This is a genomic window from Ruegeria sp. CH10 (assembly GCF_056537125.1).
In genome coordinates this window covers 220,435-238,429 of sequence record NZ_JBQFQY010000005.1, presented here as the reverse complement: position 1 = coordinate 238,429, position 17,995 = coordinate 220,435, and the positions used below count along the sequence as shown (strand labels likewise).

General features: G+C 59.9%; 16 protein-coding genes. 8 read left to right on the top strand and 8 right to left on the bottom strand.

The annotated features are described in order from the left end of the window. Positions 1–8: 8 nt before the first annotated feature. The 8 genes from fdhD to cyoA all read right to left on the bottom strand — a co-directional run bounded on the left by fdhD (position 9) and on the right by cyoA (position 8,507). On the bottom strand, positions 9–869 hold the full coding sequence (gene fdhD / locus ACRZ94_RS15940; protein ID WP_480797809.1) for a formate dehydrogenase accessory sulfurtransferase FdhD: 861 nt from the start codon (positions 867–869) through the stop codon (positions 9–11). Beyond that, complete coding sequence (locus tag ACRZ94_RS15935; RefSeq protein WP_480797808.1) at positions 866–1,159, bottom strand: hypothetical protein; 294 nt, start codon at positions 1,157–1,159, stop codon at positions 866–868. Before ACRZ94_RS15935 ends, fdhD begins: the two co-directional genes overlap by 4 nt. 2 nt (positions 1,160–1,161) lie before the next feature. Then, entirely contained in the window at positions 1,162–3,456 is a 2,295-nt protein-coding gene (locus tag ACRZ94_RS15930) for an FdhF/YdeP family oxidoreductase (protein WP_480797807.1), read from the bottom strand. Between the two features lie 229 nt (positions 3,457–3,685). Beyond that, a complete protein-coding gene (locus ACRZ94_RS15925) occupies positions 3,686–4,390 on the bottom strand; it encodes an SURF1 family protein (RefSeq protein ID WP_480797806.1) in 705 nt (234 codons plus the stop codon). Next, positions 4,387–4,743 (bottom strand): cytochrome o ubiquinol oxidase subunit IV, encoded by a 357-nt coding sequence (gene cyoD / locus ACRZ94_RS15920; RefSeq protein WP_480655045.1) that lies wholly within the window; start codon positions 4,741–4,743, stop codon positions 4,387–4,389. The genes ACRZ94_RS15925 and cyoD overlap by 4 nt, the downstream gene beginning before the upstream one ends. Continuing rightward, positions 4,740–5,381 (bottom strand): cytochrome o ubiquinol oxidase subunit III, encoded by a 642-nt coding sequence (gene cyoC / locus ACRZ94_RS15915; protein WP_480655043.1) that lies wholly within the window; start codon positions 5,379–5,381, stop codon positions 4,740–4,742. Before cyoC ends, cyoD begins: the two co-directional genes overlap by 4 nt. Then, a complete protein-coding gene (cyoB, locus tag ACRZ94_RS15910; protein ID WP_480655041.1) occupies positions 5,381–7,414 on the bottom strand; it encodes a cytochrome o ubiquinol oxidase subunit I in 2,034 nt (677 codons plus the stop codon). Before cyoB ends, cyoC begins: the two co-directional genes overlap by 1 nt. Before the next feature lie 31 nt (positions 7,415–7,445). Then, positions 7,446–8,507, bottom strand: a complete 1,062-nt coding sequence (gene cyoA, locus ACRZ94_RS15905; protein ID WP_480797805.1) for a ubiquinol oxidase subunit II — start codon at positions 8,505–8,507, stop codon at positions 7,446–7,448. 186 nt (positions 8,508–8,693) lie between these two features. Here cyoA and ACRZ94_RS15900 point away from each other — a divergent pair, with 186 nt between their 5' ends. From ACRZ94_RS15900 to ACRZ94_RS15865, 8 genes are all read left to right on the top strand, one after another. Continuing rightward, positions 8,694–9,965: an MFS transporter gene (locus ACRZ94_RS15900; RefSeq protein WP_480655037.1), complete on the top strand. Its 1,272-nt coding sequence runs from the start codon at positions 8,694–8,696 to the stop codon at positions 9,963–9,965. Positions 9,966–10,062: 97 nt separating this feature from the next. Next, positions 10,063–11,175, top strand: a complete 1,113-nt coding sequence (locus tag ACRZ94_RS15895; RefSeq protein WP_480655035.1) for an MHYT domain-containing protein — start codon at positions 10,063–10,065, stop codon at positions 11,173–11,175. 109 nt (positions 11,176–11,284) lie between these two features. Next, entirely contained in the window at positions 11,285–12,136 is an 852-nt protein-coding gene (locus tag ACRZ94_RS15890; protein ID WP_480655033.1) for an FAD binding domain-containing protein, read from the top strand. A gap of 12 nt (positions 12,137–12,148) precedes the next feature. Beyond that, positions 12,149–12,643, top strand: a complete 495-nt coding sequence (locus ACRZ94_RS15885) for a (2Fe-2S)-binding protein (protein ID WP_480655031.1) — start codon at positions 12,149–12,151, stop codon at positions 12,641–12,643. After that, positions 12,640–15,057, top strand: coding sequence for an aerobic carbon-monoxide dehydrogenase large subunit (locus ACRZ94_RS15880; protein ID WP_480655029.1), 2,418 nt, complete (start codon positions 12,640–12,642; stop codon positions 15,055–15,057). The genes ACRZ94_RS15885 and ACRZ94_RS15880 overlap by 4 nt, the downstream gene beginning before the upstream one ends. Before the next feature lie 53 nt (positions 15,058–15,110). Then, positions 15,111–15,986, top strand: coding sequence for an AAA family ATPase (locus ACRZ94_RS15875; RefSeq protein ID WP_480655028.1), 876 nt, complete (start codon positions 15,111–15,113; stop codon positions 15,984–15,986). Further along, on the top strand, positions 15,983–17,161 hold the full coding sequence (locus ACRZ94_RS15870; RefSeq protein ID WP_480797804.1) for a vWA domain-containing protein: 1,179 nt from the start codon (positions 15,983–15,985) through the stop codon (positions 17,159–17,161). The genes ACRZ94_RS15875 and ACRZ94_RS15870 overlap by 4 nt, the downstream gene beginning before the upstream one ends. After that, entirely contained in the window at positions 17,158–17,961 is an 804-nt protein-coding gene (locus ACRZ94_RS15865) for an XdhC family protein (protein ID WP_480797803.1), read from the top strand. The genes ACRZ94_RS15870 and ACRZ94_RS15865 overlap by 4 nt, the downstream gene beginning before the upstream one ends. The last annotated feature ends 34 nt before the right edge of the window (positions 17,962–17,995 follow it).

Sequence of the window (17,995 nt, the reverse complement as noted above, 5' to 3'; positions counted from 1 at the left end):
CTCAGCTCTCACGTCAAATCAATGGTTGCGGGTCCATGTGTTGCGGGCAGGATGCGATGCGGATGGGTGAACACCGCGCATTCGGATCGCCTGGCATTCGAAACAAGGGTGATCCCAGCCTGATCCGACAGCTCGACCGCCAGCGCGGTCGGTGAAGATACGGCAATCAGGATCGGACATCCCAGCGCGGCGGTTTTTTGCACCAGCTCAAGCGATACACGTGAGGTCAGAACCACCGCCCCTGTGGCCGGATCAATACCGTGACGGATCAAAGCCCCCAGCAGTTTGTCCAGCGCATTGTGACGCCCCACATCTTCGCGGACCATGATGATGCCCTGACCGGGCGTCAAAAACCCGGCCGCATGGGCCGACCGCGTGAGGTCGTGTAGATGTTGATGGGCGCGCAGCCCTTCGGGGGCGCCTGCCGCGTCGTCCGCGCGGATGCGCACGGAGTGCGCCGAGACGGTGGCAACTGCGCGGGTCGCCTGTTCCAGACTGTCAATACCGCACAACCCGCATCCAACCGGCCCCATCATCGCGCGCCGCCGGGCCGCAACCGTTTCTGCGGCGTGTGGCTTGAGCCAGAACCGCGCCTCAAGCCCGGATTTATGCGCGACCTGCTCATACTCTTCGATGTCACCGGGGCCGGTGACAAAGCCCTCGGTCATAGCAAAGCCGAGGGCAAAATCCTCAATATCGGCGGGCGAGGCCATCATCACGGCTGCGGTAGAGCCATTAAAAACCAGCGCCACCGGAACCTCCTGCACCAAATCCCGCATTTGTGACGCGCCCTGCGGATGCTGGCTGCAGCCCAGCTGTAATGAGGTGGGGTAGTGAACGTCCGATCCTTGGCGAAAAGGTGCAGTCATGGTCCAGAGACCCTGGCAAGCAAGTTATGGCCATGTTCAGTCAGCGAAAAGAACACGCGCTGCGAGCGGTCCTGTCTGTCATCCAGGCTGACCATTTGGTGTTCCTCGCTCAGCGCAACACATTCCCGCAGGACAAGCGCATGGGCGATCCCCAGCTTGGTGGCCAGGCTGCGGCTGTCATGCGACAGACCCAGATGGGCCGAGGCAAGAACGCCCGCCGCCAATGGGCTGAGACGATCCAAGCCGCGATCCAGCAGGGCCGAGACGGTTTCCATCAGCGCCTCGTCCATCCTCAGGCTCCTTGTATTTCAAAGCGCACCATCACGGATTTCGATGCGGGGGTGAAGCTTTTGTCGCCAAAGGTCTTATAGGGGACCAAGACGTTCAGCTCGGGGTAATAGCCTGCGACACAGCCACGTGGGATGTCATAAGGCACCAGCCGAAAATCGTGGGCGATCCGTTCAATCCCGTCATCGTGGTAACCGATCACGTTCACCCGATCCCCGGCAGCGGCCCCCAGCAAGGCGACATCCTTGGGGTGCATGAAGACAACCTGACGTTCGCCATAGACACCGCGATACCGGTCATCCATGCCATAGACGGTGGTGTTGTACTGATCATGCGACCGGAAGGTTTGCAGCACGAAAACCTGATCTTCATCCTGCGCCCGTTGCCATTCGGTCTGATCCGGCAGATCCGCGTCCGAGAAATTGGCCCGCGCAGTCGGCGTTTTCCAGTCTCGCGCGGCGGCGCTGTTATAAAGGTGGAAGCCGCGCGGTTTGCGCACGGCCTCGTTATAGTTGTCAAAGGCGGGCAGGACCCGCGCGATCAGGTCGCGGATTTTGTCATTGTCATCCGCCAGCGTATCCCAATCGACCACATCGCTGCCAACGGTCGCCTTGGCGATGCCCGCAACGATCCGCACCTCGGACTTCAGCTCTTGCGAGGCGGGCAGGTTGATCCCGCCCGAACCATGCACCATCGACATCGAATCCTCGACCGTTACGATCTGGCGCACGCCTTCGGAATTGCGGTCAATCTCGGTCCGGCCCAGACAGGGCAGGATAAAGGACAGTTTGCCCGGCAGCAGATGGCCGTGGTTCAGCTTGGTCGCCACATTCACCGTCAGGTCCAGATTGCCAAGCGCCTGCGCGATCAACTGGCTGTCCGGGGTGGCGCGGGCAAAGTTGCCGCCCAGCCCGATAAACGCCTTGGCCTGTCCATTCAGCATCGCGCCAATCGCGTGCAGCACGTTATGCCCCGGATCGCGCGGCATGGGCACGCCCAGCTCCCGCTCCATCCCGTCCAGCAGGGGGGCGGGGGCCTTTTCGTTGATGCCGACGGTGCGGTCGCCCTGTACGTTTGAATGACCGCGCACCGGACACAGCCCGGCACCGGGGCGTCCGATATTGCCGCGCATGAGCATGACGTTGACGATTTCACGGATCATCTGGACGGAATGCTTGTGCTGCGTGATACCCATCGCCCAGGTGGTGATCACTTTGTCTGCGGACATGTAAATCTCGGCAGCTTCTTCGATCTTGGCGCGGGTCAGGCCGGATTGTTCCTCGATCTGATCCCATGGGGTGCGTTCGACCAAAGCACGATAGGCGTCAAACCCATGCGCATGCTTGGCGATGAATGCTTGATCCAGAACCGGGGCGCGCGCCTCGGCCACAGCCGCGTCTTCGGCGGCCAGGATCACCTTGGCCATGCCTCGGAAGATGGCCATGTCGCCGCCCAGACGCGGGCGGAAGTAATCGGTCGACGTCGCCTCGGACCCGCCCCGGATCATCTCAAGCTTGTTCTGCGGGTCGGCAAACCGATGCAGGCCCTTTTCCTTGAGCGTGTTGAACACCACGACCCGTGCGCCGCGCTGGGTGGCCTTGCGCAGATCGGCCAGCATGCGGGGGTGGTTGGTGCCGGGGTTCTGGCCCACAACAAAAATTGCGTCGGCCTTTTCAAAATCTTCCAGCAGCACGGTGCCCTTGCCGATGCCGATCGATTCCGTCAGGGCAACGCCGCTGGCCTCGTGGCACATGTTCGAGCAATCGGGGAAATTGTTGGTGCCATAAAGGCGCACGAAGGTCTGATACAGAAAGGCGGCCTCGTTGCTGGCCCGGCCCGAGGTATAGAACTCGGCCCGGTTGGGATCGTCCAGCGCGTTCAGGGCCGCGCCGATCTGGGTAAAGGCGGTGTCCCAGTCAACCTGCACGTATTTGTCTGTCTCGGGATTGTAGCGCACGGGATGTGTCAGGCGGCCCTGATGTTCCAGATCATAATCGGTCCAGCCCTGCAACTGGGTCACTGTGTGTTTGGCAAAAAACTCGGGCGTGACACGGGCCTTCGTCGCCTCCCACGCGACGGCTTTGACACCGTTTTCGCAGAATTCGAACGATGAGCCATGTTCAGGGTCGCCCCAGGCGCAGCCGGGGCAATCGAAACCGTCGGGCTGGTTGGCTTTCAACATCGTTTTGGCACCCGAGAGCGGCTTGCCGCTGCCCATCAACTGGCGACCCACGCTTTTCAGGGCGCCCCAGCCACCCGCCGCGTTCGAGCTTTTGCCGACGTGTTTCTTCTTTGCCATTCCCGGTTCCGCCTGCGGTTGCGCCGGGGTGGGAACACGCGTGCGACATGCTCCGAAGATCCGGCTAAAGTATTGAGTTCAGGTGAGTATTCGCAGGCTTCCGGAACCATCGTTCCGGTGGCTGTTTCAAAGTCTAGATGCGACGGAACCGCGCATCTGTCAATTGTGGATGGTGGATTTTAATAAGGAGAACATGCGTAATTTTTGAATTTACGATAAGCCAACTTGATCAATCAGAGCCAGACCGGAAGACATAAACCAACGCGACCACGAACAGCAGAGCCATCGCATACCATGTCAGCGCATAAGACAGATGAGAGTTGCTGAAGGTGATGACGGTCAGCCCCCCACGCGGCCACGCGCCCCGATCGCCTTGATGGTCTGCATCCAGAAAATACGGAAGGCTTTCGCCGGTCAGACCCCGCTCATCGGACATGACCTGCGTATCGCGCGACACCCAGCGGTCGATTGCGGGATCGTTGCGTTCCAGCAGCGTGCCATCCTTGACGGTTGGGCGCAAAAGCCCGGTGATCGGAGTCTGCGGCAAGGTCCAGTGTTCCGGCGTTGCCACATCCGCATGCACATAGCCGCGATTGACCCACAAGACCCCCAGATCCGTCTGCAGCGGTGACATGACCCACAGACCGGGGCCAATCTCGGTCACTGCTTTGACCAGCACGGGCGGGGTGTCCAGAAACTGACCCTGAACCTGCACGCGCTGGTAGGCGTGACGGTCCGGGTCGAACTGCGCGGGCAGGGCGGTCGCCTCGCCATAAGCCCGCGCATCCACGGCGGCGATCAGGTCCTGTTTCCAGGCCAAACGCCGCATCTGCCAGTTGCCCAGCAGTACAAAGACCACGACCAACACCGCCGACAGCCCAATGAGCAGAGCTTTGACCCAAAAGGGCCGCCGCGCGGTGGTCGGATCGGTCATGGCAGGTTGCGGACCCGTTCGATCTGTTCGTGGGCGGGCATCAGGTTTTCATCCAGGTTGAACATGACCCAGATCGACCCGGCCATGATGATGACCAGCAGCAAAACCGTCAGCCCTGCCGACATGGCCTGCCAGCCATTTTCCACCTTGATCGAGACGTGCAGGAAGTAGTGGATATGCACCATCATCTGCGCCGCACCCAGTGTGAAGATGACCGCAATGGCCCAACCGGTGCTGTCCATCACGTCGCCCATCACCACCCAGAACGGGATCAGGGTCAGGACAACAGACAGCAAAAAGCCGATCATGTAGGATTTGAAGGTGCCGTGGCTGCCTTTTGCGTGATCGCTCATAGCAGGACCCCCGTGAGGTAAACCAAGGAAAAGACGCCGATCCAGATCAGGTCGAGGAAGTGCCAGAACAGCGACAGGCACATCACCCGGCGCTTGTTCTCATGGGTCAGGCCGTGCTGGCCCAGCTGCATCAGCAGAACGATCAGCCAGATGCTGCCGCCCAGAACGTGCAGCCCGTGCGTGCCCACCAGAACAAAGAATGAGGACAGGAATGCACTCGCCCCCGGACCTGCGCCGATATGGATCAGGTGGTTGAACTCTTTGACCTCAAGAAACAGGAACGCCGCCCCGAACAGGCCGGTGACAATCAGCCACAGAACCGTTCCGCGCAGGTCGTGCATATCCATCCGTAGCACCGCGAACCCGTAGGTGATCGACGAGAACAGCAGCATGAAGGTGGCCACCAGGATCATGTCGATCTCGAACAGGTCGACCGGCGCGGGGCCAGCCGCATAGTTCTGGCCCAGCACCGCATAGGTCGCAAAGAGGATGCCAAAGATCAGGCAGTCGCTCATAAGGTAGATCCAGAACCCAAGCATGGTTCCGGTTTCGTGGTGATGTTCGCCGTGATCACCCCCGTGATGGGGGTCTTCGATCACGAAGAACTCTTTTGGCGTTTCGCTTGTGGTGTCGCTCATTATTCCGCAGCCCCTGCCAGCTGTTGTGTCCGCTGGTGTTCGATATCGCGCACTTCATCCGCAGGGACGTAGTAGTCACGGTCATAGTTGAAGGTATGCGCGATGCCATAGATCAGCGTCGCGGCAAAGCTGGCGGCGGCCAGCCACCACACGTGCCAGACCAGCGCAAAGCCCATTACGGTCAGCAGCCCGGCCATGACAATCCCCGTCGCCGTATAACGCGGCATGTGGATCGGCACGAACCCGTCGGTGGGCCGCGTGAACCCCTCGCGCTTCATCTGGGTAAAGGCGTCCAGCTCGTGTACTCGGGGTGAGAACGCAAAGTTGTAGTAGGGTGGGGGTGAAGAGGTCGACCATTCCAGTGTCCGGCCGTCCCATGGGTCACCCGTGACATCGCGCAATGCGTCGCGGCGCAGGATCGAGACAACGATCTGCACGATGAACGCTCCGATCCCGGCGGCGATGAACAATGCACCCACCAGGGCGATGACGAAATAGACCGAATAGAACGTATCCTCGAACTGGCTGATACGGCGGGTGACGCCCATCAGGCCCAGCACGTAAAGCGGCATGAAGGCCAGGTAGAAGCCGATCAGCCAGCACCAGAAGCTGACCTTGCCCCAGAACGGCTCAAGCTTGAAGCCGAACGCCTTGGGCCACCAATAGATGATGCCCGCAAAGATGCCGAACACCACGCCACCGATGATCACGTTGTGGAAATGCGCGATCAGGAAAAGCGAGTTATGCAGAACATAATCCGCAGGCGGCACCGCCAGCAGAACGCCAGTCATACCGCCGATCACGAAGGTCAGCATAAAGCCCATGACCCACAGCATCGGGGTCTCGAACCGGATGCGGCCCTTATACATGGTGAACAGCCAGTTGAAGATCTTGGCCCCTGTCGGGATCGAGATGATCATCGTCGTGATGCCAAAGAAGGCGTTCACATTCGCGCCTGCGCCCATGGTGAAGAAATGGTGCAGCCAGACCAGATAGCTGAGGATCATGATCACGCAGGTGGCGTAGACCATCGAGGTATAGCCAAACAGGCGCTTACCGGTGAATGTCGGCACGATTTCGGAAAAGATACCAAAGATCGGCAGGATCAGAATGTAGACCTCGGGGTGGCCCCAGATCCAGATGAGGTTCACATACATCATCGGGCTTCCGCCCATATCATTTGTGAAGAAATGGGTGCCGAGATAGCGATCCGCCGTCAGCAGGGCCAGCGTCGCCGCCAGCACCGGAAAGGTCGCCACGATCAGGATGTTGGTACACAGGGTGGTCCAGACAAAGACCGGCATCTTCATGTAATCCATGCCCGGCGCGCGCATCTTGACGATGGTCACAACCAGGTTGATGCCCGAAAGCGTCGTACCGATCCCGGCGATGTTCAGGGCCCACAGGTAATAATCCATGCCAACGCTCGGGCTGTAATCCAACCCCGAGAACGGCGCATAGGCCAGCCAGCCCGCGGTCGAGAATTCACCCACGAACAGCGAGAGCATGATCAGCACCGCGCCCGACACCGTCAGCCAGAAGCTGAGGTTATTGAGGAACGGGAACGCCACGTCGCGCGCACCGATCTGCAACGGCATGACGTAGTTCATGAAGCCGGTCACAAAGGGCATCGCAACAAAGAAGATCATGATCACGCCATGGGCGGTAAAGATCTGGTCGTAATGGTGGGCGTTCAGATAGCCTTCGCCACCACTTGCCGCCATTGCCTGATGCAGCCGCATCAGCAGTGCATCGGCAAAGCCGCGCAGCAGCATGATCAGACCCAGCACCATGTACATGATCCCGATCTTTTTGTGATCAATACTGGTGAACCACTCTTTCCACAGATAGCCCCACAGCCGGAAATAGGTCAGCGCTCCGACGACGGCGATGCCGCCCAGGGCGACGGCTATGAATGTGTAGAAGATGACCGGTTCGTAGAAGGGGAACACATTCCAGGACAGCTTGCCCCAGAATGGATCGACGGAGGACAGTGTTGCATGTCCGTCAGCGGCTCCGTGAGATAGCGACATCGCGATATCTTTCCGTTTCTTGTTCTTTGTTTCAGTTTGCGGACGCTGGCGGAACCAACGTCATCGCAGTGATGATTTCGTCCTGGCGGATGCGCATTTCAGGGCGGATCATGGCCATCAGCGCACCCGGATCATCGGCCGAGCAGATGCCCCGGAACAATTCGCGGTTGAACAGCCCCTCGATCCCGCCGCCACCCAGTGCGTCGACCATCATCATGTCGTTCAGACATAGCGAGTCGTCATCGATGCACAGGTTTACAACCTTGTCCCACAACCCGTCTTCGACCGAATCGTAATAGGTCACGGGATGCGCCACGCTGGGCTGGTTGAGCTTGGCGATTGTGTCGCGATCTAACGCAGTGCCCTGCGCCCGAACCTGCGCGACCCAGGCGTCGAAATCTGCCTGATCCTTACCATGGAACTTAAAGCGCATTTGCGAGAATCCCTCGCCACTGTAATTGGCCGAGAACCCGTTATAGACGCCTGCTTCGTTGATCACGGCGTTCAGCTCGGACTGCATGCCCGACATCGCATAAATCTGTCCGGCCAATGCAGGCACGAAGAACGAGTTCATAACAGTGGTCGATGTAATTTCGAATTTGATCGGACGGTCGACGACTGCGGCCACTTCGTTAACGGTGGCGATGCCCTGTTCGGGGTAGATGAACAGCCATTTCCAATCCATTGCCGAGACCTGAATCACCATCGGCTCGACCGCAGGGTCAATCGGCTGCTCGGCTGACACGCGCGACAGCGGTTGAAACGGATCGAGGCGGTGCGTTGCAACATAGGTCAGACCGGCCAGACAGATGATGATCGCCAGCGGAACAGACCAGACGATGATCTCAAGGCTGGTTGAATGGTCCCAATCGGGCTCATAGGCTGCGTCTTTGTTCGAGGCCCGGTATTTCCAAGCAAAAAACACGGTCAGGGCCATCACCGGCACGATGATGATCAGCATCAGGACAGTCGAGTACAGAATCAGATCGGCCTGCTGGACGGCCACATCGCCAGACGGATTCATAACGACCAGATCGCACCCCGACAGTGCGATGAGCGACAGCAGGGCCGTCGCGAAAATTGCGCGCTTCATATTTTTGCGTCTCTTGGTTCTGTTTGTCACTGAAGAGTTGCTAAGCTGGCGAGACATTAAATACGCCTCTGCTTGCGGGGGCCTTGTGCAAGTTTTTCAGCCGTGCTGCAATGCGACAAAAGATGACCCGCGAAAATACCTTTGGCGTGACGCTTCGGAACATTGGGGTCAATGCAGGAGAATATGATGACAAGCGTCAGTGATGCACCACGCTATTCCGCGACGATCGATGAAGTGATCACAACGGTCGTAATGGCCCGAGTAACTGATTTCTTTGGATTTTTTGTCTATGCCATCGCCTCGGCGCTGGTGTTTCCACAGCTCTTTTTCCCGATGCTGGACCCGGTCAGCGGCACGCTGGCATCCTTTGCGATTTTTGCGCTGGCGTTTCTGGCCAGACCCGTGGCCAGCCTTGCGGGGCGTACGCTGCAGTACAGAATCGGTCGGGTCGGCAAGGTCACCCTGGCCCTTGTGTTGCTGGGAACCGCCACAGTCGCCATCGGGTTGCTGCCAGGCTATGAAAAAATAGGGTGGTTTGCCCCGGTTTTGCTGGCTTTTTTGCGCATTCTACAGGGGCTAGGGCTGGGCGGTGCCTGGGATGGGCTGACGCTGCAGTTGCAAAATGCCGCGCCTGAGAATCGCAAGGGCATTTACGCGATGGTGCCGCAATTGGGCGGACCTATTGGCTTTGTCGTCGCAGCGTCGATCTTTTACGTGCTGCATGGGTTTCTGACCCCGGAGGAATTCATCAATTGGGGCTGGCGCTTTGCGTTCTTTGCGGTGATGGCGGTGAATGTCGTCTCGCTTTATGCGCGGGTGCGTTTGTTGAACGCCGATCTTGGGGTTGAGCCCGAGGTTCTGGAATCAGCGCCGCTGCCGGAACTGGTCCGCAATGAAGGGAAAACCATCTTTCTGTCGGCCTGCCTGCCTCTGGCCAGCTATGCGTTGTTCCATATGGTAACGGTGTTCCCTTTGGCCTTCGCGATGATCTATGAGCGGTTTGAGATCACACAGGTCCTGACGGTGCAGTTGATCGGTGGCGCGCTGGCGATTGTGTCGGTCATCTATTCGGGCGTGTTGGCCGACCGCTATGACCGGCGCACGGTGATCCGGATCAGCACGGTGCTGATCGTGGTGCTCAGCCTGATGATCGGAACTCTGGCTCACTACCCCTACGTGTACATCCTGTCCGGCTTTGTGATCCTGGGGCTGGCCTATGGTCAGGCCGGTGCGATTGTGCCGCGTCGGTTCCCCAAGAAATACCGCTATTCAGGCTCGGCCATGGCCACCAACCTGTCCTGGATCATCGGCGCCGCCTTTGCGCCGCTGGTCGGGATTGGTCTGACCGCATTGTTCGGCCTTTGGGCCGCGGGCCTTTACCTGCTTTCCGGGGCAGTCGTGACCTTTGTTGCGCTGTCCTTGCTGGAAAAACGCGGTCAGGAGACGCACGCTCAATAAGGCGCATTGGCCGACAGAAGACCCGCAAGCCGGGTGCATGGGTCATTCCGGGCACTCGGCATTTGCGTAATCCGGTTCCAGGCGGCATAAACCTGCCATGGAGTTCTTGGAATTTGGACACAACGGGTTGCTCGTTGCGATGTCGTTCGTCGTGGCGCTGGTCGCTGGGTTCACCGGTCTCAGCCTGACGAAAGACCTGTCATCGAAATCCGTGTCGCAGAGAAAGGTCGCGGTCGCGCTGGCCTCGATGGCGTTGGGCGGTGGCATCTGGTCGATGCACTTCGTGGCCATGTTGGGGCTGCAACTGCCGATCCTGTTCTATTATGACGCCGCGATTACGCTGGCCTCGGCTCTGATTGCCATTCTGATGGTCGCGGTCGCCCTTGGGTTGCTGCATTTTGCTGAACGGACGCCGACGATCATCCTGGCCGCAGGCGCAATCGTCGGCGCGGGTATTTTGGTGATGCACTATGTGGGCATGGCCGGGTTGCAGCTGTGCCGCGCGGTTTACTCGCCGCTTGGGGTCGCGTTGTCGTCGGTCAGCGCCATTGTGCTGTGTGTTCTGGCCTTTCGCGTCGCCTATCAGACGCGCAATACGCGCAACATCCTGATCGGGACGCTGTGTTTCGGCTTTGCGGTGGTGGCGGTTCATTTTCTGGCGATGGCCGGGACGAATTTTGTCGCGGTCGAGCGGGTCAGCGAATTCGGGCCCCCCATCAGCAATGAGATGATGGCAATCGGGGTGATCCTGTCCAGCTTTGTGATTTTCGGCGCGTTCCTGTGGGTCAGCGCGACGTTCCTGACTCCCCCCGAGACGCAGGCCATACCAGACCCGGTTCAGCCCGAAGACACCCCCGTGACGGTTCCCTGTGAGCGGGACGGCGCGCGGATTTTCCTGCGGGCCGAAGACATCGCCTTTGTCCGCGCCGACGGGCATTACACGCAGGTCTATACCGACACGGGCGAGCGTTGTTTCTGTGTCTGGACCATCACGGAAAGCGGCAAGCGGCTTGTTCCCGCTGGTTTCATGCAGGTGCATCGCAGCTATCTGATCAACCCGTCCAAGGTCACGCGGTTCGAGCGGACCAAGGACAAGGGCAAATGCACCTTTGAGGCCGACAGCCTGCCTCCGGTTCCGGTTAGCCGGTCCAAGATGAAAGATGTGCAGTCAAAACTGGCCCCGCATGTCGGCGCATTTGGTGCAGCCTAGGGCGCATTTCGTGCAAAATCCCTGCATTTGAACAGTTTCAGCGTGATGTTGCAGCTGTGATTGTGCTGCGCTCCTCCCAGCCAGAACATTTGCTCAAGGGAGGAAGCACATGATTCCAGCGACGTTTGAATATCATCGTCCAAAGGATATGCCGGGCGTTCTTGCCATCCTCGAAGAACACGGAGACGACGCGCGCGTCATGGCGGGCGGGCATAGCCTGATCCCCATGATGAAGCTGCGCATGGCGGACGTGCCGCATCTGATCGATCTGCAGGATGTCGACGGATTGTCGGGTATCACCGTCGGCGACACCATCACCATCGGTGCCATGACCACTCAGGCCGAGATCATCGACCACGCGGATCTGGCGGCTGCGGCCCCGATCATGCGTGAGGCTGCGTTGCAGATCGCTGATCCTCAGGTGCGGTATATGGGTACGGTCGGCGGCAATGTCGCCAACGGCGATCCCGGCAATGACATGCCGGGCCTGATGCAGTGTCTGGATGCGCAGTTCACGCTTGTCGGCTCGGACGGTGAGCGCACGGTGGCTGCGCGCGAGTTTTACGAGGCGGCCTATATGACGGATCGTGAGGATGATGAGGTTTTGACCAAAGTCTCATTCGCACCTCCGCAGGGCGGCTATGCTTATGAAAAGCAAAAGCGCAAGATCGGTGACTATGCCACCGCTGCCGCCGCTGTTCAGTTGGTCGCGCAGGGCGGTACGTGTGCGCAAGCCTCCATCGCCATGACCAACCTCAGCGATACGCCGGTTTTCTCGGATGAGGCCGGGGCTGCGCTGATCGGGACGTCAGTTGACGCAGCAGCGATCAAAGCCGCTGTCAGTGCCATGCTGGGCGACATTGATCCGATGGAGGACAACCGTGGTCCGGTTGCATTCAAACGTCATGTGGCGGGCGTCATTCTGACTCGCGCCATCGAACGCGCCTGGTCGCGCGCCTGAGGGAATGAGAACATGTCTGACAAGAAACATTACAAGCTGACCGTGAACGGTCAGGCCGTAGACGTATTGGCCGAACCGCGCGAACTGTTGATCTATACGCTGCGCGAACAGCTCAACATCACCGGACCGCATATCGGCTGCGACACCTCGCATTGTGGGGCCTGTACCGTTACCATCGATGGCAAATCGGTCAAATCCTGTACCATGTTCGTGGCGCAGGCCGATGGCAAGGACATCACCACGATCGAAGGTCTGGGCAGCCCCGATGGCCTGCACCCGCTGCAAGAGGCGTTCCGCGAACACCATGGCCTGCAATGTGGCTATTGCACACCGGGGATGATCACGCGCGCCGCCAAGCTGTTGGAGGAAAACCCGAACCCGTCTGAGGAAGAAATCCGCTTTGGCATGTCCGGTAATATCTGTCGCTGCACCGGCTATCAGAACATCGTCAAATCCATCCAGGCCGCCGCAGCCGAGATGAATGCAGCCAAGGAGGCGGCCCAATGAATGATATGACACCAGATCGTGAGGACCGCGTCGCCAACCTCAAAGGAATGGGCTGTTCGCGTAAACGCGTCGAGGATGCCCGGTTCACGCAGGGCCAGGGTAATTATGTCGATGATGTAAAGCTGGACGGGATGCTGTTTGGCGATTTCGTCCGGTCGCCCTATGCGCATGCCCGCATCACTTCGATCAACACCGAAGCAGCGCTTGAGGTGCCCGGTGTTCTGGCTGTGCTCACGGCGGCCGATCTTGAGCCGCTGGGCCTGCATTGGATGCCGACATTGGCCGGGGACAAACAGATGGTTCTGGCCGACGGCAAGGTCCTGTTTCAGGGGCAGGAGGTCGCCTTTGTCGTGGCCACCGACCGCTATACCGCCGCAGACGGGATCGAAGCCGTTGAGGTCGAGTATGAAGAGCTACCCGTCATCACCGACCCGTTCGAGTCGCTGAAATCGGACGTGGTTCTGCGCGAGGATCTTGATCCGAAAGCCGATGGTGCGCATGGACCCCGCAAGCACCACAACCATATCTTCACCTGGGACGTGGGCGACAAAGAGGCCACTGAGCAGGCGATTGATGCCTCAGACGTGGTGGCCGAGGAGAAGGTTTATTACCACCGCACCCATCCCTGTCCGTTGGAAACCTGCGGCTGCGTGGCGTCGATGGATAAGGTCAACGGCAAGTTGACGCTGTGGGGTACGTTCCAGGCACCGCATGCGATCCGAACCGTGGTCAGCCTGATCTCGGGGATTGAAGAGCACAATATCCGCGTGATCTCGCCCGATATCGGCGGCGGGTTCGGCAATAAGGTGGGCGCTTATCCGGGCTATGTCTGCTCGGTCGTGGCCTCGATTGTCACGGGTAAGCCGGTCAAGTGGATCGAAGACCGGATGGACAACCTGATGACCACCGCCTTTGCCCGCGACTATCACATGCACGGCAAGATCTCGGCCACCAAAGAGGGCAAGATCACCGGGCTGTGGTGCCACACCACCGCAGATCACGGCGGGTTCGATGCCTGCGCTGACCCGACCAAATTCCCGGCGGGGTTCATGAATATCTGCACGGGCTCATACGACATTCCGGTCGCGTTCCTGAGTGTTGACGGGGTCTATACCAACAAGGCACCGGGTGGGGTCAGCTATCGCTGTTCCTTCCGCGTGACCGAGGCGGTGTATTTCATCGAACGCATGATCGAAGTTCTGGCGATCAAGCTGAATATGGACGCGGCTGAACTGCGCCGGATCAACTTTATCCGCAAGGACCAGTTCCCCTATCAGTCGGCGCTTGGCTGGGAATATGACAGCGGCGACTATCACACAGCCTGGGAAAAGGCATTGAAGACGGTCGACTATGACGGTCTGCGCGCCGAGCAGGCCCAGCGGGTTGAGGATTTCAAAGCGGGCAAAACCCGCAAGCTGATGGGCGTTGGCCTCAGCTTCTTTACTGAAATCGTCGGCGCAGGGCCGGTCAAAAACTGCGACATTCTAGGTCTGGGCATGTTCGACAGCTGCGAAATTCGCATCCACCCCACAGGCAGCGCCATTGCGCGGCTTGGGACGATCAGCCAAGGGCAGGGTCACGCGACCACATTTGCGCAGATTCTCGCCTCTGAGATCGGATTGCCCGCGGATTCGATCACCATCGAGGAAGGCGACACCGACACCGCGCCATATGGTCTGGGCACCTATGGGTCGCGCTCGACCCCGGTGGCAGGGGCTGCAACCGCGATGGCGGGGCGCAAAATCCGCGCCAAGGCGCAGATGATCGCGGCCTATCTGCTCGAAGTGCATGATGACGACGTGGAATTCGATGTGGACCGCTTTGTCGTCAAAGGCGCGCCGGAAAAGTTCAAGACGATGAAAGAGATCGCTTTTGCCGCCTACAATCAGGCCATTCCGGGGATCGAACCGGGGCTTGAGGCCGTAAGTTACTATGATCCGCCCAACATGACCTATCCGTTTGGGGCCTATGTCTGCGTGATGGATATTGATGTTGATACAGGTGTCACTGACATTCGCCGGTTCTATGCGCTGGATGATTGCGGCACGCGGATCAACCCGATGATCATCGAAGGTCAGGTGCATGGCGGACTGACCGAGGCGCTGGCCGTCGCTCTGGGGCAAGAGATTGCCTATGATGAAATGGGCAACGTGAAGACCGGTACGCTAATGGACTTCTTCCTGCCAACCGCGTGGGAGGTTCCGAACTATGAGACGGACCACACCGTGACGCCCAGCCCGCACCACCCCATTGGGGCCAAGGGTGTTGGCGAAAGCCCGCATGTGGGCGGCGTTCCGTGCTTCTCGAACGCGGTGAATGATGCGTTCCGGGCGTTCGGTCTGACCCATACGCATATGCCGCATGATCATTGGCGCATCTGGAAGACCGCCAATGAGCTGGGCCTTCACGGCTAAGATCGGACCTGCCGCCCCGGGGTTTCCTCGGGGCGGGTATTCTGAGGCTGAATATGACGTGGACTCATCTACAATCCGAGATGGCCAAGGCTGGCTATGTTGCGTCCGACGATCTGTCGGTTGCCATCCATCTGGCCTTGTCCCTTGAACGCCCCCTGTTGCTGGAAGGGGCGGCTGGAGTTGGCAAAACCGAAGTGGCCCGCGTTCTGGCCGACATCCGCAAGACCGAGCTGGTGCGCCTGCAATGTTATGAGGGGCTGGATGCGGCGCAATCGATTTATGAATGGAATTACCAGCGCCAGCTTTTGACCATTCGGGCCGCGGCTGAGGGCGGCGAGACCGGCAAAGTGGTCGAAGACCGTATATTCTCGCGCGAATTCCTGCTGGAGCGCCCGCTTTTGGCAGCGATCACCAAAGAGGTGCCCCCGGTTCTGCTGGTTGATGAGGTTGACCGCGCCGACGAGGAATTCGAAGCTTATCTGCTGGAAATCCTGTCGGATTTTCAGATCACCGTGCCCGAGCTGGGCTCGATCAAAGCCACCACACGCCCGATTGTCATTCTGACCTGCAACGGAACCCGTGATTTAAGCGACGCTTTGCGGCGGCGGTGCCTTTATACCTATGTCGACTACCCTGATGCAGCGGCCGAGCTTGCCATTCTGAATGCCCGCCATCCGGGCCTGAACGACAGGCTGGCGCGGCAAATCATCGGGTTTGTGCAGACCCTGCGCAAGGAAGAGCTTGAGAAAGTGCCGGGTATCGCCGAGACGATGGATTTTGCCGCCGCGCTTGGCGGGCTTGGGGTTGCCGATCTGACCGATGATCCGACGGCGTTGCAGCGCGCCTTGGTGACTTTGCTGAAAACCCAAAGCGATCAGGCCAATATCACCACTGAGGTCGCGCAACGTATTGCGGGCAAGGCCGCATGACCCGCGTGACCCGCTTTGCCGCCCGCGACCCCGGGCCAGCCGCGCGGATGACGGGCTTTATCGCCCATCTGCGCGCCAACGGTCTGCGTCTGGGTGTGGCCGAGACCTCTCTGGCCCTGCAAGCTCTGTCCGTCTCGGATGCGTTTTCGCCCGAGGAATGCCGCAACGCGCTGCGCCCGGTTTGCACAGGCTGTCAGGATGAGGCGGCCCAGTTCGACGCGCTGTTCGATGCGTTCTGGCTGGATGCCGGTCGCGTCAAGACCCGCGTGATGCCGACGCAAAGCCCAAGCAGTGACAGCGTGCATTCGTCCCGCGACGCACAGGGTGAGGCGTCCGGCGGGGCGGGGCAGGAAACGACCCCGGATGCCGGTGACGGCGATGCGGAAAGCGATGGTGAGGGCAAGCTGATCGCGACCGAGACGCGCAACCTGTCCCGTCGCGACCTGCGTGATCTGGTGCGCCCGGACGAGATTGCACAGGCCGAGCAGGTCGCCCGCGATCTGGGGGCTGCTCTACGCGATCGCCGCTCACGCCGACGGATTGCCGCGCGCAAAGGGGATCGGCTGCATTTCCGTCGCACGATCCGGCGCAGCCTGTCCACCGGGGGCGAACCCGTGCATCTGTTGCGCAAAAAACGCCCGGACCGCACCCGTAAAATCGTTGCGCTGTGTGATGTGTCCGGGTCCATGACCGTTTATGCGCAGGTGTTTCTGGCTTTTGTCGCCGGTCTGATGCGGGCCGATCCCAAGGCCGACGCCTATCTGTTTCACACCCGTCTGGTACGCATATCCGAGACGCTGCGCGACAAGGATGCCATGCGCGCAATCGGGCGGATGTCTCTGATGGCTGACGGGTTCGGCGGGGGCTCAAAAATCGGCACATGTCTGGATCGCTTTGCGCGAACCTATGCGCGGCGTTTCGTGGACGGGCGCAGCGTGGTGCTGATCCTGTCGGATGGTTATGACACCGGCGCGCCTGCGCATATGAGCGCGGCCCTAGCGCAGCTGCGCAAACGCGGCTGCAAGATCATCTGGCTGAACCCGCTCAAGGGTTGGCGCGATTATGAGCCGGTGACCGCAGGCATGGCAGCGGCGCTGCCCTATCTCGACCTGTTTCAACCCGCCAATACTCTGGCCGATCTTGCCGCGCTGGAACCGGAGCTGACCCGCCTATGACCCCGGCTGAAATCATCGACCCCGATCTGTCGCAAACCGCCCAAAAGCTGCACGCGCAAGAGCAGCCCTTTGCTTTTGCCACCATCGTGCGCACGGTCGGGGCGACGGCGGCCAAACCCGGTGCCAAGGCGCTGATTGCGGCGGATGGAACGATCCTTGAGGGATGGCTGGGCGGTGGATGCGCCCGCGGTGCGGTCAAGCGTGCGGCGGTCGAGGCACTGGCCACCGGCGCGCCGCAGCTGATCTCGGTCGCGCCCGAAGAGTTTCTGGCCGAACAGGGCGTCAAGCCGGGAACGGAACAGCACGGTGTCAGCTATGCCCGCAACAATTGCCCGTCCAAGGGGACGGTCGATATTTTCATAGAACCCTGTCTTCCCATGCCGGAACTGGCGATCCTTGGCGGATCTCCTGTGGCCCATGCGCTGGCGCAACTAGCGCCTCAGTTTCATTGGTCGGTCACCCAAAGCGCCGATGGCGCCGATCTGGCCGAGACCAACCGCAGACGGTTTGTTGTTGTGGCCACGCAGGGGCAGGGCGATCTGGCGGCCCTGAAAGCCGCTATTGCCGCGCAGGCCGATCACGCCTGCTTTGTCGGCAGTTCCCGCAAGTTTGCCGCCCTGTCGGACAAGCTGGCTGATGCCGGTGCAGACCCTGATCAAATCGCCCGCATCAAGGCCCCTGCGGGTCTGGATATTCACGCTGTGACCCCCGAGGAGATCGCGCTGTCCATTCTGGCCGAATTGGTCCGCGTGCGCCGAGGGCCCGAAAAGAACCGGAGGACCCCGCATGTGGATTCTTGAATGCTACACCCGCTTGCGCCGCAAGCTTGCCCTA

Coding starts and splice junctions, on each gene's coding strand:
- fdhD (WP_480797809.1), bottom strand. CDS start 869: ATGACTGCACCTTTTCGCCAAGGATCGGACGTTCACTACCCCACCTCA.
- ACRZ94_RS15935 (WP_480797808.1), bottom strand. CDS start 1,159: ATGGACGAGGCGCTGATGGAAACCGTCTCGGCCCTGCTGGATCGCGGC.
- ACRZ94_RS15930 (WP_480797807.1), bottom strand. CDS start 3,456: ATGGCAAAGAAGAAACACGTCGGCAAAAGCTCGAACGCGGCGGGTGGC.
- ACRZ94_RS15925 (WP_480797806.1), bottom strand. CDS start 4,390: ATGACCGATCCGACCACCGCGCGGCGGCCCTTTTGGGTCAAAGCTCTG.
- cyoD (WP_480655045.1), bottom strand. CDS start 4,743: ATGAGCGATCACGCAAAAGGCAGCCACGGCACCTTCAAATCCTACATG.
- cyoC (WP_480655043.1), bottom strand. CDS start 5,381: ATGAGCGACACCACAAGCGAAACGCCAAAAGAGTTCTTCGTGATCGAA.
- cyoB (WP_480655041.1), bottom strand. CDS start 7,414: ATGTCGCTATCTCACGGAGCCGCTGACGGACATGCAACACTGTCCTCC.
- cyoA (WP_480797805.1), bottom strand. CDS start 8,507: ATGAAGCGCGCAATTTTCGCGACGGCCCTGCTGTCGCTCATCGCACTG.
- ACRZ94_RS15900 (WP_480655037.1), top strand. CDS start 8,694: ATGACAAGCGTCAGTGATGCACCACGCTATTCCGCGACGATCGATGAA.
- ACRZ94_RS15895 (WP_480655035.1), top strand. CDS start 10,063: ATGGAGTTCTTGGAATTTGGACACAACGGGTTGCTCGTTGCGATGTCG.
- ACRZ94_RS15890 (WP_480655033.1), top strand. CDS start 11,285: ATGATTCCAGCGACGTTTGAATATCATCGTCCAAAGGATATGCCGGGC.
- ACRZ94_RS15885 (WP_480655031.1), top strand. CDS start 12,149: ATGTCTGACAAGAAACATTACAAGCTGACCGTGAACGGTCAGGCCGTA.
- ACRZ94_RS15880 (WP_480655029.1), top strand. CDS start 12,640: ATGAATGATATGACACCAGATCGTGAGGACCGCGTCGCCAACCTCAAA.
- ACRZ94_RS15875 (WP_480655028.1), top strand. CDS start 15,111: ATGACGTGGACTCATCTACAATCCGAGATGGCCAAGGCTGGCTATGTT.
- ACRZ94_RS15870 (WP_480797804.1), top strand. CDS start 15,983: ATGACCCGCGTGACCCGCTTTGCCGCCCGCGACCCCGGGCCAGCCGCG.
- ACRZ94_RS15865 (WP_480797803.1), top strand. CDS start 17,158: ATGACCCCGGCTGAAATCATCGACCCCGATCTGTCGCAAACCGCCCAA.